The sequence below is a fragment of the Mycobacterium sp. 1245111.1 genome (assembly GCF_001673405.1).
Lineage (GTDB): Bacteria > Actinomycetota > Actinomycetes > Mycobacteriales > Mycobacteriaceae > Mycobacterium.
The window spans coordinates 16,023-30,638 of the sequence record NZ_LZLV01000061.1 but is presented as its reverse complement, the minus strand read 5'-3'; the positions used below and the strand labels follow the sequence as shown (position 1 = coordinate 30,638).

Annotated in this window: 14 protein-coding genes; 4 read left to right on the top strand and 10 right to left on the bottom strand. The window is 67.8% G+C overall.

Annotated elements, in window-relative coordinates; genetic code table 11:
- From A5658_RS10795 to pyrR, 4 genes are read right to left on the bottom strand one after another with little or no spacing between them, the layout of a single operon-like run.
- The gene (locus A5658_RS10795; RefSeq protein WP_067333914.1) at nt 1–513 is read right to left on the bottom strand and encodes a transporter; all 513 of its coding nucleotides are present in this window, start codon (nt 511–513) and stop codon (nt 1–3) included.
- Nucleotides 510–1,814 carry a dihydroorotase gene (locus A5658_RS10790; protein WP_067333911.1) on the bottom strand — a complete coding sequence of 435 codons (1,305 nt, stop codon included), beginning with the start codon at nt 1,812–1,814 and terminating at the stop codon, nt 510–512. The genes A5658_RS10795 and A5658_RS10790 overlap by 4 nt, the downstream gene beginning before the upstream one ends.
- Complete coding sequence (locus A5658_RS10785; RefSeq protein ID WP_067333908.1) at nt 1,811–2,782, bottom strand: aspartate carbamoyltransferase catalytic subunit; 972 nt, start codon at nt 2,780–2,782, stop codon at nt 1,811–1,813. Before A5658_RS10785 ends, A5658_RS10790 begins: the two co-directional genes overlap by 4 nt.
- The gene (gene pyrR / locus A5658_RS10780; RefSeq protein WP_067333905.1) at nt 2,779–3,351 is read right to left on the bottom strand and encodes a bifunctional pyr operon transcriptional regulator/uracil phosphoribosyltransferase PyrR; all 573 of its coding nucleotides are present in this window, start codon (nt 3,349–3,351) and stop codon (nt 2,779–2,781) included. The genes A5658_RS10785 and pyrR overlap by 4 nt, the downstream gene beginning before the upstream one ends.
- 187 nt (nt 3,352–3,538) lie before the next feature.
- On the opposite strand from pyrR, the gene A5658_RS10775 reads away from it, so the two are divergent.
- Together A5658_RS10775 and A5658_RS10770 are read left to right on the top strand one after the other, a co-directional pair.
- Nucleotides 3,539–4,324 (top strand): DUF6065 family protein, encoded by a 786-nt coding sequence (locus tag A5658_RS10775; protein ID WP_067333903.1) that lies wholly within the window; start codon nt 3,539–3,541, stop codon nt 4,322–4,324.
- Nucleotides 4,325–6,037 (top strand): hypothetical protein, encoded by a 1,713-nt coding sequence (locus A5658_RS10770; protein ID WP_067333901.1) that lies wholly within the window; start codon nt 4,325–4,327, stop codon nt 6,035–6,037.
- Here the strand turns inward: A5658_RS10770 and A5658_RS10765 are convergent.
- Nucleotides 6,024–6,593, bottom strand: coding sequence for a hypothetical protein (locus A5658_RS10765; protein ID WP_067333898.1), 570 nt, complete (start codon nt 6,591–6,593; stop codon nt 6,024–6,026). The genes A5658_RS10770 and A5658_RS10765 overlap by 14 nt on opposite strands.
- Nucleotides 6,594–6,729: 136 nt before the next feature.
- On the opposite strand from A5658_RS10765, the gene A5658_RS10760 reads away from it, so the two are divergent.
- Both A5658_RS10760 and A5658_RS10755 read left to right on the top strand, forming a co-directional pair.
- Nucleotides 6,730–7,935, top strand: a complete 1,206-nt coding sequence (locus A5658_RS10760) for a serine hydrolase (RefSeq protein ID WP_197503094.1) — start codon at nt 6,730–6,732, stop codon at nt 7,933–7,935.
- The gene (locus tag A5658_RS10755) at nt 7,935–8,474 is read left to right on the top strand and encodes a GNAT family N-acetyltransferase (RefSeq protein WP_067333895.1); all 540 of its coding nucleotides are present in this window, start codon (nt 7,935–7,937) and stop codon (nt 8,472–8,474) included. The genes A5658_RS10760 and A5658_RS10755 overlap by 1 nt, the downstream gene beginning before the upstream one ends.
- Here A5658_RS10755 and A5658_RS10750 read toward each other — a convergent pair.
- The 5 genes from A5658_RS10750 to A5658_RS10730 all read right to left on the bottom strand — a co-directional run bounded on the left by A5658_RS10750 (nt 8,471) and on the right by A5658_RS10730 (nt 14,613).
- Entirely contained in the window at nt 8,471–9,637 is a 1,167-nt protein-coding gene (locus A5658_RS10750; RefSeq protein WP_067333892.1) for an acyl-CoA dehydrogenase family protein, read from the bottom strand. The two genes, A5658_RS10755 and A5658_RS10750, sit on opposite strands and share 4 nt — an antisense overlap.
- Before the next feature lie 47 nt (nt 9,638–9,684).
- Complete coding sequence (locus tag A5658_RS10745; protein WP_067333888.1) at nt 9,685–10,248, bottom strand: TetR/AcrR family transcriptional regulator; 564 nt, start codon at nt 10,246–10,248, stop codon at nt 9,685–9,687.
- Between the two features lie 86 nt (nt 10,249–10,334).
- The gene (locus A5658_RS10740) at nt 10,335–13,007 is read right to left on the bottom strand and encodes a fumarate reductase/succinate dehydrogenase flavoprotein subunit (protein WP_067333885.1); all 2,673 of its coding nucleotides are present in this window, start codon (nt 13,005–13,007) and stop codon (nt 10,335–10,337) included.
- Nucleotides 13,007–13,756 (bottom strand): ABC transporter ATP-binding protein, encoded by a 750-nt coding sequence (locus A5658_RS10735; RefSeq protein ID WP_067333882.1) that lies wholly within the window; start codon nt 13,754–13,756, stop codon nt 13,007–13,009. Before A5658_RS10735 ends, A5658_RS10740 begins: the two co-directional genes overlap by 1 nt.
- Nucleotides 13,753–14,613: an ABC transporter permease gene (locus A5658_RS10730; protein ID WP_067333878.1), complete on the bottom strand. Its 861-nt coding sequence runs from the start codon at nt 14,611–14,613 to the stop codon at nt 13,753–13,755. Before A5658_RS10730 ends, A5658_RS10735 begins: the two co-directional genes overlap by 4 nt.
- Between the last annotated feature and the right edge of the window lie 3 nt (nt 14,614–14,616).

Sequence of the window (14,616 nt, the reverse complement as noted above, 5' to 3'; positions counted from 1 at the left end):
TCACAGTGCGACTCCTTCCGGCCAAATCCGTAGCCACCCCTGATATTCGTCACGGTTGTCGGCGCGAAATCCGGTGTCGATCTTGACCCCCGACGGCAGCCGCCACCGAATTGCCAGAATTCCGTCGCGAGCGGCGACTTTTCCGGCGACCACGTGTTCGGTTCGGATGCCGGAGATCGCCTCGGTCGGGATCCAGATCGGCTGTGCGCCCGTGCGCTGCACCAGGATCCCTTCTGGGTGCCGGGTCAGCACGGCCTTGCTGCGATAACCCAGGTCGCCGACGGTGATCCGCTGGCTCCAGGCCGGGGCCATGGTGCAGCCGACGTAGATGCCGCGGGTGGTGACCGAGGCCGGACCGACACGCGCCGGGATTTCGGGCAGTTCGCCGATCATCTCAGCCTGGCGCTGCGCGCGCTTACGCCAGCCTCGCAGCATCAGCTGGATGATGAACGCGATCAACAGCGCCAGCACCGCAGCCACGATCAGCGAGGCGACCAGCGTCTGGGAGTTCACGCCGGACTCTTTCCGTCGCGCGCGGTGACCTTGCCGCGCAACAGGGTTGCCGTCACGGTGGCGGGCAGCGTCATCGCCTCGTAGGGGGTGTTGGCCGACCGGCTGGCGAAATCGGTCCCGACGACGGTCCACGTGGCATCGGGGTCGACGACGGTCAGGTTGGCCGGTTCGCCGATGTCCAGCGGACGTCCCTGGTCCGGCAACCCGGCAATGCGGGCCGGGTTCTCGCTCATCACCCGCGCGATGTCGCGCCACGTCATCAGGCCCGGAACGACCATCGCCTGGACCACCGCCGACAACGCAGTCTGCAGCCCCAGCATCCCCGGCAGCGCGGCGGCGAATTCCACGCACTTCTCATGTTCGGCGTGCGGGGCGTGATCGGTGGCCACGCAATCGATCACGCCGTCGACGAGCGCCTGCCGGAGCGCGACGGCGTCGGAGGCCTCGCGCAGCGGCGGGTTGACGCGGTTCACGCCGTCGTAGCTGACGAGCCGACTGTCGTCCAACAGCAGGTGATGCGGCGTCACCTCGGCGGTGATCGAGATACCTTGCGCCTTAGCCCATTTCACGATCTCGACGGTGCCCGCGGTGGACGCGTGGCAGATGTGCACGCGGGCCCCGGCGTCGCGGGCCAACAGGGCGTCCCGCGCCACGATCGACTCCTCGGCGGCCCGGGGCCATCCGGACAGCCCCAACCGGGCGGCGGTCGGGCCCTCGTGCGCGACCGCACCCACGGTGAGCCGCGGTTCCTCGGCGTGCTGGGCGATCAGGACACCCAGGCCGGTGGCGTATTCCAGTGCGCGGCGCATGATCAGCGGGTCGTCGACGCATTTGCCGTCGTCGGAGAACATCCGCACTTGCGCGGCCCCGGCGGCCATCATGCCCATTTCCGTGAGGTCTTTTCCGGCCAGTCCGACGGTGACCGCGCCGACCGGATGGACGTCGACCAGACCGACCTGCTGCCCGCGATGCCAGACGTGGTCGGTGACCACCGGGCTGTCGGCCACCGGATTGGTGTTCGCCATCGCGAACACCGCAGTGAATCCACCGAGTGCGGCGGCGGCCGAACCGGTTTCGATGTTCTCGGCGTATTCGCGGCCCGGCTCGCGCAGGTGGGTGTGCAGGTCGACGAACCCGGGCAGCAGCACCTGGCCGCTCGCGTCGATCACGTCTGAGGCCTTCTCGAGTGCTCCGGACTCGGCCAGCCCCGCGCCGATGTCGGCGATCTGCCCGTCGTCGACCAGCACGTCGACCGGATCCCCTTCGCCGTAGAGCCGCACCCCACGCAGCAACACGCTCACGCCATCACCCCCTTGCCGGCGAGCCCCGATACGCCCGACTCGGTGCCAACCAGCAGATGGAAGAGCACCGCCATCCGAACATGGACACCATTGGAAACCTGTTGCAGCACAGCTGATTGCGACGAATCAGCCACCGACGACGATATTTCCATCCCGCGCAGCATCGGTCCGGGATGCAGCACGATCGCATGCCCGGGAAGCATCGCCTGACGCCGGTCGGAAAGTCCGTAACGCACCGAATACTCACGCGTGGAAGGAAAGAAGCCGCCGTTCATCCGCTCGGCCTGCACCCGCAGCATCAGCATCGCGTCGGCGCCCGGCAGCTCGGCGTCCAGGTCGTGGGACACCGTGACCGGCCAGTCGTGGACCCCGACCGGCAACAGGGTCGGCGGGGCCACCAGCACCACCTCGGCGCCAAGCGTGTGCAGCAGCATGACGTTCGACCGGGCCACCCGGCTGTGCAGGATGTCGCCGACGATGACGACTCGCCGTCCCTCGAAGCCACCGAGTCGCTGCCGGATGGTCAGGGCGTCCAGCAGCGCCTGGGTCGGGTGCTCGTGGGTGCCGTCGCCGGCGTTGACCACCGACGGGGCGCCGTCGGCACTGGCCGTCCAGTCCGCGAGCCGGTGTGCCGCACCGGAAGCCGGGTGCCGGATGATCAGCGCGTCGGCCCCGGCGGCGCGCAGGGTCAGCGCGGTGTCGCGCAGCGATTCGCCCTTGCCCACCGACGATCCGGCGGCGCTGACGTTGATCACGTCGGCGCTCATCCACTTGCCGGCGACCTCGAACGACACGCGGGTGCGGGTGGAGTTCTCGTAGAACATCGTGATGACCGTGCGGCCCCGCAGCGTCGGGAGTTTGCGGACCTCGCGGCCGACCAAGGCCTCGGCGAAGCGGTCGGCGTCGTCGAGGATCGCGGTGGCTTCGTCGCGGGACAGGTCGCCGGCGGCGAGCAGATGCCTGGTCACGCGTCCCCCCGCGAGATGACGACGGCGTCGCGACCGTCCAGCTCGGCCAGCAGCACGCGCACGTTCTCGGTTCGCGACGTCGGCACGTTCTTTCCGACGTAGTCGGCGCGCAGGGGCAGCTGTCGATGGCCGCGGTCGACCAGCACCGCCAACTGAACCACCCGGGGACGTCCGATGTCGCGCAGGGCATCCAGCGCGGAGCGCACCGAGCGACCGGAATACAGCACGTCGTCGACCAGGATCACCAGCGCATCGTCGATGCCGCCGGCTGGGATCGAGGTGGTCTCCAGGGGCCGCGGCGGCTTGGTCATCAGATCGTCGCGATAGAGCGTGATGTCCAGTGCCCCGTGCGGGATCTCGGCGCCGGAGAATTCGGCGATGTTGGCCGCGAGCCGCTCGGCCAACGTGACGCCGCGGGTCGGGATTCCCAGTAACACCACCCGGGGCGCGTCGGCGCCGTCGAGGGCGGTTTTTTCGATGATCTGATGCGCAATGCGCGAAATAGTGCGACCCACGTCGGCCGCCGACATCAATTCGCGGCCGGTGGCGGCGTCACCCGCGGCACCCATGCGAGATCTTGACCTCCTTCTCCGCCTCTCTGGACGGATCGTTAAAGGATGTCGACTGCCGGGCAGCCTAGCATTTGCGGGCCGGGTTAGCCGAAACGGCGGACGTGAGTCCTCACCGGCATCGCCGGGGCTGCCTCAAGTAACGTCATCCGCGTTGCCACTGACAGCCCAGCCAACCGAGGATCGGATGAGCGACCAGCCAGATGAGTCGGCCCGACCCCTGATCAGCTTCGTCACCGGTGACAACGCGCCCCAATTCAGCCCGGCCGCGATCAACCGGCCGTGGATGTCGGAGATGCACCGGGGATGGGCGAATCGCTGCCTACCGATGCTGATCGCTAATCAGAGCGGCTGGGAACTGCGCAACCCGTGCGCGTTCAGCGCGACCTGGATGGGCGGCGACGACCTCAGCAAAGTCACGGTCGCACCAGATCGGCGCGGCCCAGGACAGTTCCTGCCTGTCAGCAATTTCGGTTACGGCATCCTGACGTGGCATTTGCCGATCCTGTTTCGCACTCCACCCGGGTACGACCTGTTGGTGCGCGGGCCGGCGAATCATCCGAAGGATGCCATCTCACCGCTTGAGGGGATCGTCGAAACCGATTGGACCAGCTCGGGTTTCAGCATTAACTGGAAGTTCACCCGCGAATATGTGCCGGTGCGTTTCGAGGTCGACGAGCCGATCTGCATGATCGTCCCGCAGCGCCGCGGCGAGCTGGAAGAGTTCGCGCCCGAAGTCCGGCCCATCGCCTCCGATGACGATCTGCGCCGCCAGCACGAGTTCTTTCTTCGGTCGCGTCGCGAGTTGGGGCAAGCCCAGGCGGCAACGGACGCCACCACGGGAGACAAGGTGCCGTGGCAAGGGGACTACACCCGAGGCGTCCATGCCGACGGCCAGGCCGGGGCGACCGATCACCAGACGCGCCGCCGGCTTCGTCCGTTCCTGCATTTTCAGGAAGAGCAAACCCACTAGGTGCCGACGCGGCCGATTCAGTCTGGACGCCTCCGCGGACTCGCGGCGTTCGTCGTCTACCTGCTCGGGGCCCTCGCCGTCACCAGCCGGGCCTGGCGCGGCCCCACGTCCGGTTGGGCCGGCAGCTGTTGCGACCCGGAACAGGCCATCTGGTATCTGGGCTGGACCCCCCACGCGCTGGCCAATGGTCTCGACCCGTTCTTCACGACGCAGATCGGCGCGCCCGACGGCGTGAATCTGATGTGGAACCCGTCAATGCCGCTGCTGGGGATTCTCGGCTGGCTGCCCGCGAAGCTCGGCGGCCCGATCTTCGGCTTCAACGTCCTTGTGGTGCTTGGTATCTCGCTCAGCGGGCTCACCGCGTGGCTGGCGATCCGCCGCTGGACCGGTGACGGGCTCGGCCCGGTCGTCGGTGGCGCGGTCTACGCGTTCTCGCCGTACGTCGTCTCGCATGCGGCCCTGCATCTGAACCTGGCTACGGCCTGGGTGCCACCGCTGCTGTTGCTCGCGATCGACGAATTGGTTGTGACGCGCCGGCGACCGCCGTGGCAGTCGGGTCTCGCGCTGGGCGTGCTCGGCGTCGTCCAATTGCTGATCAGCGAGGAGTTGCTCGCCACCAGCGTGGTCGCGGCCGTGGTGCTCGTGGGTGTGCTGGCTTCGACGCACCAGGGGCAGCTCCGCAACCGGCTCCTGCCAGCCCTCGCGGTCGCTGTGGTGACGTTCCTGCTGCTCGCGGGCTGGCCTTTGGCCGTACAGTTCTTCGGGCCGCAACGCGTCAGCGCGCAGGTTCAAAACCCGACGACCTTCTCGACCGATCTGCTGAACCTCGTTCTTCCAACCCCGTATCAGCTCATCGCCCCGGCGGCAGCGACACAGGACTTCAGCGGCTTCCACCACGAGGCGACCGCGTATCTCGGCGTACCGCTGCTCATTCTGCTCGTCGTTGCGGCCATTCGTCTGTGGAGTGATCTGCGAATCCGGGTCGCCACCATCACAGGGGCCGCGATCCTCGTCCTGTCGCTGGGGCCGTGGCTGCACATCGGCACGAAGGCGCTGCCGGTTCCGCTTCCGTGGTTGGCCCTTGGCAAGCTGCCCCTGCTGAAGCATGTTCTGCCAGGGCGCTTTACGGTCTTCGTCTGGCTGGCGGTGGCGGTGCTGATTGCGGTCGTGATCGCGCGAGCGCGCCGCCTTGCTCCGCGGCCGGCGGCGACGTGGCTGCTGGCCGTGGGCATGTCGCTGGTGTTGCTGATCCCGGCGCCGCTCCCCCGGACACCGTTCACCACGCCGATGTTCTTCCGCAACTGGGCGAGCCACCACATCGCACCCAACGAAACCGTGCTCGTCGCACCATATTTCGTCAACGGCAGCGAGGCCGCCCCGATGGTGTGGGCGGCCGAGGCCGGCTACGGGCTCCGGATGCCCGAGGCCTACGCGTATCTACCGCAGCCAGATGGCAAGACCTATTCCGGGCCGGCGCAGTCGCAGCTGACCTTCACCATGTACGTGATTCAGCAGCGCGGTGCCTGGCTGGTGGCACGCGGCGACATTCGTGCGCAGATCGCCGCCGACCTCGAGGCCGCCGGCGTTCGCCATGTGATCGTCGGGCCGACACAGCATTGGCAGCAGTTGATCGCCTTCTTCACCGACCTCTTCGGGCACGCCCCCGAGATAGTCGAGGGAGTTGCCCTCTGGCGAGACGTCACAGTCCGGTGACCAGGGCCTCCGCCAGACCGACGGCTAATATTTCGGGGCTGCCGACAACGAGATTGTCGAATCCGCTAAAACCGAAGAGCAAGCCTTCCGCCAGTTCACCGTCGGCGAAGTACGTTGCCGATTGTGCGAAATCCTGCGACGCCACGGTGGCGATGTCCTGCAGATCGCTGAAAGTCGCAGCAAGATCCGTTGGCGGGGTGAATGATTCGACGTCTGGCCACATCAGATCATACGACGCGTCGGTGAGGTGTCCGGTGAGTGCGTCGGCGATGTCGACGGTCAGCACCTGACCGGACGACACGAGATAGTCGTCGGTGCCGAAGAACGTCAACCCTAGCCCGGTCGCGAAGTCGCCGTAGGCGAGATCGGTCGCGCCCGCCGTAAGGTCGGACGACCCGGAATCGAACAACAACGCCAGATCGGCGGCAATATCGGCGACCGCGTCGTCGGCGCGGGCTGCGGGCGCCAAGCTCAGCTGGCCCAACGCGATTCCTGCGGCCGCGGCACCGGCGATGGCGGCGATGCCGCGGGCGGGTCGCAGAGTGCGTGTCGTCATGTCGAAACCTCCGTGGACGCTGTGCGGAAATGCCTGGGAGGAATCGTCGCTGGGCCGCTGGATACCGTCTATGGGGAAAGCTCCCCATATTCGGGTGACCCGGGAGGCCGGCGAGACACCCACTAGCCTGAATCGGGTGAACCTCGAGGGCAATCAGGCCTCCATCCGCGAAGCCTGTGACACCGGCCTGCTCGCCGGTGCGGTGACGATGGTCTGGCAGCACGGGAAAATGCTGCAGGTCAACGAGATCGGCTACCGCGACGTCGATGCCCGGTTGCCCATGCAGCGCGACACGTTGTTCCGCATCGCCTCGATGACCAAGCCGGTCACCGTGGCCGCCTTGATGAGCCTGGTCGACGAGGGCAAGATCGCGCTACGCGACCCGATCGTGCGCTGGCTGCCGGAATTCGCCGAGATGCGGGTGCTCGACGACCCGACCGGCCCACTGGACCGCACCCATCCGGCCGGGCGCGCGATCCTCGTCGAGGATCTGCTCACCCATACCAGCGGGCTCGGTTACGGATTCTCGGTCGTCGGGCCGATCTCGCGGGCTTACGTCCGACTGCCGTTCGGCAGCGGCCCCGACGCCTGGCTGGCTGCGCTGGCCGAATTGCCGCTGGTGCACCAACCCGGCGCGCGGCTGACTTACGGGCAGTCCACCGACGTGGTCGGCGTGCTGGTATCGCGCATCGAGGGCAAGCCGTTCCATCAGGTGCTGGACGAGCGAATCCTGCAGCCGCTGAACATGGTTGACACCGGTTTCCACGTCACCCCCGAAGGTCGCCGGCGTGCCGCGACCATGTACCGGCTCGACGACAAGGATCGACTTCAGCACGATGTGATGGGCCCGCCGCACATCACGCCACCGGCCTTCAGCAATGCCGGCGGCGGTTTATGGTCGACTGCGGACGAGTATCTGCGGTTCATCGAAATGCTTTTGCGCGAAGGAACTTTGAACGGCACACGGGTACTTTCGCCGGAGTCGGCCCGGCTGATGCGCACCGACCGCCTGACCGACGAACACAAGAAGCACAACTTTCTGGGCGCGCCGTTCTGGGTCGGGCGCGGGTTCGGGCTCAACCTGTCGGTGGTGACCGACCCGGCGAAGTCGGCGCCACTGTTCGGGCCCGGTGGCGTCGGAACATTCAGTTGGCCGGGCGCGTACGGGACGTGGTGGCAGGCCGATCCCGCCGCCGACCTGATTCTGGTGTACCTGATCCAGAACATGCCGACGATGTCGGCCGACGCCGCGGCCGCGGTCGCGGGCAACACCTCACGGGCGAAACTCCAAGCGGTACAACCCAAATTCGTACACCGGACCTATCGGGCGCTCGATCTCTGATGGCCGAATTCACCCCCGAGCGAATCGAAGGGCCTCGACTCCTGTTGCGCCTGCCCGTGATCGACGACGCAGGGCCCCTTTTCCAGCGGGTCGCCCGCGATCCTCAGGTCACGAAATATCTGTTGTGGACACCGCACCCCAATGTCGCGGCGACGCAGCAAGTGATCACCGAGCGGATGAATACCGATCCACACCTGCGCACCTGGGTGATCGTGTTGCAGCACAGCGACGAGATCGTCGGGATGATCAGCTGCGCGCGACCGGTCCAGTACGTCGCCGAGATCGGTTACTGCATCGGGCGGCGTTGGTGGGGCAAGGGTTTGATGTTTGAAGCGCTTCGCATGCTGCTCGCCACACTGAGCGACGATCCGGACGTCTACCGCGTGTGGGCGACCTGTCACATCGACAACGATCGGTCGGCGCGACTGCTCGAGCGCGCCGGATTCACCCTCGAGGGACGAATGGCACGTCACGGGATCTACCCCAACCTCGGGACCGAACCGCTCGACAGCCTGTTGTTCGGCAAGGCGCTGCGCTAAACCATCGCGAACGGTGAGACTTTCGCGCCGACCTCCAACGCGCCGGCGAGTTCGCGGCTGCCGTCGTAGTCGAACACCACGTGCCCGGAAATGACGTCGACATCCCGCTTGGCCCGCTGCAGGGGATGGCCCAGGAATTGCGCGCTGGCACCGGACGCCTCGAGCAGATCCGCGATCACCGAGCGTGATTCATGCACGGCGTGCGCCGCCGCCACCCGCACACCGGCCCGCACCTCGCGTCCGATGTGTTCCCCGCTGGCGACCCGCGCCTGGATGTCCTCGGCGGCCGAATCGGCCAGGGCGCGGATTGCTCGCAGCCGGGCCCGGGCATCGCCAAGTCGCACGTGTGCCGCGGGCTGATTCTTCTGCGCCGCACCGGAATACGCGATCATCCGCTCACCGAGCCGGCGGGCGAAGAGGTCGGCAACCAACTCCGCCGATCCCAGCGCGGGCATCGCCGCGGTCAGCGCCAGGGCCGGCACCATCGGCCACCGGTACACCGCCGCGTCGTGCAGTTCGGCCCCAGGTGCTGTGCCGCCGTAGATGTCGGTCACCGCGACCAATCGATGCTCGGGCACCCACACGGCGTCGACGATGACATCGTTGGAACCGGTCGCGCACATGCCTGCGGTGTGCCACACGTCTTCGACGCCGACGTCGGCGACCGGTAACAACACCAACGCCGGAAACGTCGCGTCGTCGCGTCCGCAGATGGCGCCGACCAGCACCCAGTCGGCGTCCATGATCCCGGTCGCCCACGACCACCGTCCGGTCAGCCGGACGCCACCGCTTTCCGGGACGGCGCGACCGGTCGGCGCCAGGGGAGCGGGACACAACACCGGGCCGTCGGCGAACACCTCGTCCTGGGCCTGTTCGCCGAACAACGCCAGCATCCAATTGTGCAGCGTGTAGAAGCCGAGCGTCCACGCACTCGACGTGCAGCCGTGCGCCATCAGCCGCACCGCCTCGAGAATCTCCGGAAACTCCGCCTGGCTGCCGCCGTAACGCTTGGGCAGCAGCAACCGGGCGAGACCGGAATCCCGATAGTCGTCGACGGTGGCCTGCGGCAGCCGCCGCAGCTTCTCCGCCTCCCCCGCCCGATCGACCAGCCGCGCGACGAAATCGGAGCTGACCTTCGGGTGCGACGTCTGCGGTGGCGCCATCGTGCGGACATTACCATACCTTTTGGTATGGAGATATGAGCCGGATGTCAGTGCCGCAGCATGACTTCCAGAAATTGCTCACGACGGCCGGCGGCCATTGGACTCGGCCGCGAGCCGGACAGATGCAAGAAGCCAATGCCGGCGGCGAATGTCGCGGTGGCCCGCATCTCGGCCTCCTCGCGATCGAAGCCGGAATCAAGGAACGCCTGCCGGACGGCGGCGATCACGTTGTGGTCCGAAGCCCGCACGGCGGCGGCCACCGAGGGCTCCGATCGCGCCCATTCCCGCATGGCCCGCTCCAGCATCCACTGCCGCGGGCCCACCAACGTGGTCATCATTCGCGACAGTCGCTCCCGCGGAGGCAGACTCGCCAATTCGTCGAACGATCGGTCCTCGTCGCGTACCACCGCCCAGGTGTCGGCCAGTGCAGCGCGGTACGCCGTCATGTCGCTGAAGTGCCAGTAGAAGCTGCCTTTGGTGACGCCCAAGCGGCTGCACAGGTGGCCCAGCGTCAGCGATTTGACCCCGTCTTCGGCGAGCACGCGGAACCCCTCTTGCACCCAGTCATTCGCCGACAGCCGGGAGGTGGTCGCGCTCGCGGAAGACGCCATGGGCGGTAAGCCTAGACCGGCCACGATGCGATCCGGCACGGATCGCTGAGGAGCCGGGCCATCAAGCCAAGCGACGACGACTCGATTCAGTGATCTAATGCCCGACGGGCGTAGGCGCGCACGTCGGCGTCGTCGTCCTTGAGTGCAACGCTGAGCGCATCGCGCGCCGCGCCATCCGCCGTCCACCGGCTGAGGCTGAGCACCGCGGCCTTGCGCACGTCGAGATGCTCGTCGACCAGCGTCCTCGACAGTCGCGGTACCGCGTGCTCGGGCGCCGCACCCGACAGCGCCCGGGCGGCGCCCTCGCGTACCTGCCACGCCGGGGCGCTTAGTGCCTGGTCGATAGCGGTGAAGTCGGCTGCGCTGCAGCCTAATTGGCCCAACGCTGTCAGCGCCGCCGCGCGCACCAGCGGGTCGATGTCGGCGACTAGTTCACGGACCGCGTCGTGACCCGAGCGCAGCGTGGACAGGCCGTTGGCCGCGACGATGCGGACCTCGCGGTTGCCGTCGCGGGTAGCCTCGCCGACGCCGTCCGCGTCGTCGATGGACACCAAAGCCCGCACGGCTTCGATCCGAACCCGGTGATCGACATCGCCGAGGGCACGGCGGAAGGCAGCGGCTTCACCGACCCGCCGCGCCGCCAGCAGATAGACGCTGACCGCCCGCACGACGGGATCGGGTGACGCCAGAAACTCGTCGGCGTCCTGGGGAGCCGGCAGCACCTCGACGAGTTCGCGGACGCCGTCGGCGGCGGCGCGGCGCACGGACGCGTCGTCGTCGTGCAGTGCCCGCAGCAGCTCGGCCGCGTAGCCGTCCGGGGTGTGCTCGGTCAGCGTCGCGACCGCGGTGCGCCGGACCCCGGCGTCGGCATCGCGGAGGAACTCGGCCAGCGCGGCGACCGTCGGCTCCTCGATCGCGAGCACCGCCACGATGCGCGGCGACGGGGGTTCGGCCGACGGCGAGGCCACCCGGGACGGCGCCTCGACCGGGGCCCGGGCGCCGACCAACGGCGGCTGCTCGACCGGCCACACCGTCCGGTCGGTGGGGGGCAACGAATCCAGCTCGGGCACCGAGACGAAGTACGGGGCGACGGGTCGCTTGAGAAATTCCATCGACCCGTCGGCCGCCTTGCGCAGGTTGAGGTGATAGCCCCATTCCTGATCGTCGCGAGCCGGCAGGTCGGCGCGCTCGTGATACAGGCCCCAGCGCGACTCGGTACGAGTCAGCGACGCGCGGGCCGCGAACTCCGCGCAGTCCCGGATGAACGACACCTCGATGCTGCGCATCAGCTCGTGCGGGGTGCGGGCGCCCATCTCGGCGATCTCACCGCGCATCCGTTCGAAGGTGTGCACGGCGATCGACATCTTGGCCGCGGTCTTGGGCGGTGCCACATAGTCGTTGACGAAGCGCCGCAGCTTGTACTCGACCTGCGGCTGTGGCGGCCCGTCTTGATGCCGCAGCGGCCGGTAGATCAACTCGTGCGCCTCGTTCAACTGGTCCTGGGGAAGCTGTTGCGGGGCAACCACATCGGACATGGCCGCGGCTGCGTCGGCGCCGGCCAGGTCGCCGAAGACGAATGCACCGATCATGTAGTTGTGCGGCACGCAGGCCAGATCCCCGGCGGCATACAGGCCGGCCACGGTGGTGCGGGCATTCTCGTCGACCCAGACGCCGGAGGCGGAATGGCCTGAGCACAAACCGATTTCGGAGATGTGCATCTCCACGTCGTGGGTACGGTAGTCGTGGCCGCGGTTGGCGTGGAAGGTGCCACGGGTGGGTCGTTCGGTCGTGTGCAGGATCCCTTCCAGCGCGGTCAGGGTCTCGTCGGGCAGGTGCGACACCTTCAGGTAGATCGGCCCGCGCGCCGATTCGATCTCGCTGCGCACCTCGGACATCATCTGGCCCGACCAGTAATCCGAGTCGACGAACCGCTCGCCCAGCGCGTTGACCTGGTAGCCGCCGAACGGGTTGGCCACATACGCACAAGCCGGGCCGTTGTAATCCTTGATCAGCGGATTCACCTGGAAGCATTCGATTCCGGAGAGTTCGGCGCCGGCATGGTAGGCCATCGAGTAGCCGTCACCCGCGTTGGTCGGGTTCTCGTAGGTGCCGTACAGATATCCCGATGCGGGCAGGCCGAGCCGGCCGCACGCGCCGGTCGCCAAGATCACCGCTTTGGCGCCGACCGCGACGAATTCGCCGGTGCGGGTGTGCAATGCCGCGGCGCCGACCGCCCGACCGCCCTCGGTGAGCACCCGCACGGGCATCAGCCGGTTTTCGATGCGGATCTTCTCCCGCATCGACTTTTGCCGCATCACCCGATAGAGGGCCTTTTTGACGTCCTTGCCTTCGGGCATCGGTAGTACGTACGAGCCGGAGCGGTGCACGCGACGCACCGCATACTCGCCATGCTCGTCCTTTTCGAACTTGACGCCGTAGCGCTCGAGCCGCTGGACCATCGCGAACCCGCGGGTGGCGGTCTGATAGATGGTGCGCTGGTTGACGATTCCGTCGTTGGCGCGGGTGATCTCGGCGACGTAGTCCTCGGGTTCGGCCTTGCCCGGGATGACGGCGTTGTTGACACCGTCCATGCCCATGGCGAGCGCCCCGGAGTGCCGCACGTGCGCCTTCTCCAGCAGCAGCACCTGAGCGCCGTGCTCGGCCGCGGTCAGCGCGGCCATGGTGCCGGCGGTTCCACCACCGATGACCAGCACGTCGCAGTCCAGCCGGGTGGGCTCGGTCGGATCGGGAATCTGCATCAGGCGGCTACCAGATCGTGAAGCGCGGCAATGACTTCCGCGCGCTGCTCAGGATGCGCCTGGTCGCCGCGCGGGTGCTGCACATCGACGACCGCCCGCAGCGGCTGGCCGGCCCGGCCCAGCACCGCGACCCGGTCACCCAGCGTCAGCGCTTCGTCGACGTCGTGGGTGACGAACACGATCGTGGTCGGATGCGCCCGCCACGAGTCGATCAGCAGCCGCTGCATGGCCGCCCGCGTCTGGGCGTCCAAGGCCCCGAACGGCTCGTCCATCATCACCGCCCGAGGCGCGCCGGCCAGCCCGCGGGCCAGCTGCACGCGTTGGCGCATCCCGCCGGACAGGTTCTTGGGCAGGTAATCGCCGAAGCCGGTCAGCCCCAGTTCGGCGATCCACCGGTCAGCCTGGGCGGTCCGTGTCGCCCTCGGCTCGCCACGCAACCGCAATGCCAGCTCGATGTTGGAACGCACACTGCGCCAAGGCAATAGGGCATTGTCCTGGAACACCACCCCGCGGTCCCCCGACGTGCCGGTCACCTCGACGCCGTCGGCCAGCACCCGGCCGGCTTCGGGCGCCAGCAGACCCGCCAGCGCGCGCAGCACGGTCGTCTTGCCACAGCCCGACGGCCCAGTGAGCACCAGGATCTCCCCCGGCCGCACTGCGAAGCTGAGGTCATCGATCACCGCAACATCGTGGTAGGACAACCGCACCCGATCCAGCTCCAGACTCGTGGCAGTGCTTTTTGGGGTCAATTCCTTCGCTCCTCTCCGCGCGGCAGCCACCGCGTTGCCCGACGGCCGATCAACTCCACCGCCGCGGACGTCACGAACCCAAGCACGCCGATCGTGATGATGCCGACGAACACCTGCGGGTACGCCAGCACCGTGTAGGCCTGCCAGGTGCGGTACCCGACACCGAGCCGGCCGGAGATCATCTCCGCCGAGATCACGCAGATCCATGCCACACCCATGCCGACCGACAGTCCGCCGAACACACCCGGCAGAATTCCCGGCAGCACAACCTGAGTCAGCACATCCCAGCGGCCACCGCCCAATGTCCGCACCGAGTCCTCCCACAGCGTCGGCAACGCGCGCACCGCATGCCGAGTGCTGACCATGATCGGGAAGAACGCCGCGAGAAACGTGATGAACACGATCCCGGTCTCGTCGTTGGGAAACAGCAGAATGGCCACCGGGACAACGGCTATCGCGGGGATCGGCCGGGCGAGTTCGGTCAGCGGGCCGAACACGTCGCCTGCCAATCGTGACCGGCCGAGCAGGATGCCGCTGGCCACTCCGATCACCGCCGCCAGCCCGAAACCGCTGAGGATGCGAACCAGCGATTGCCCCAAGTCAAGCCAGTACGGCTGGGTGCTGACGGCGCGGGTCAGGGCGCCGACGATGTCGGTGACGGTCGGCAGCGTGTCGAAGCGCAGCCCGAACCGGACGTGGCCGGCGGTGAGCAGCTGCCACAGCCCGATCGCGGCCACCACCGATGTCAACCGCAGCACCCGTGACCGCCAGGCCGATGCGGGCTTGCGCGCCTTGGCAATACCGGCCACCGGTACGGCGACGGCCGCGTCGGTGATAGTGACGTCGACAGCGGTCATGCG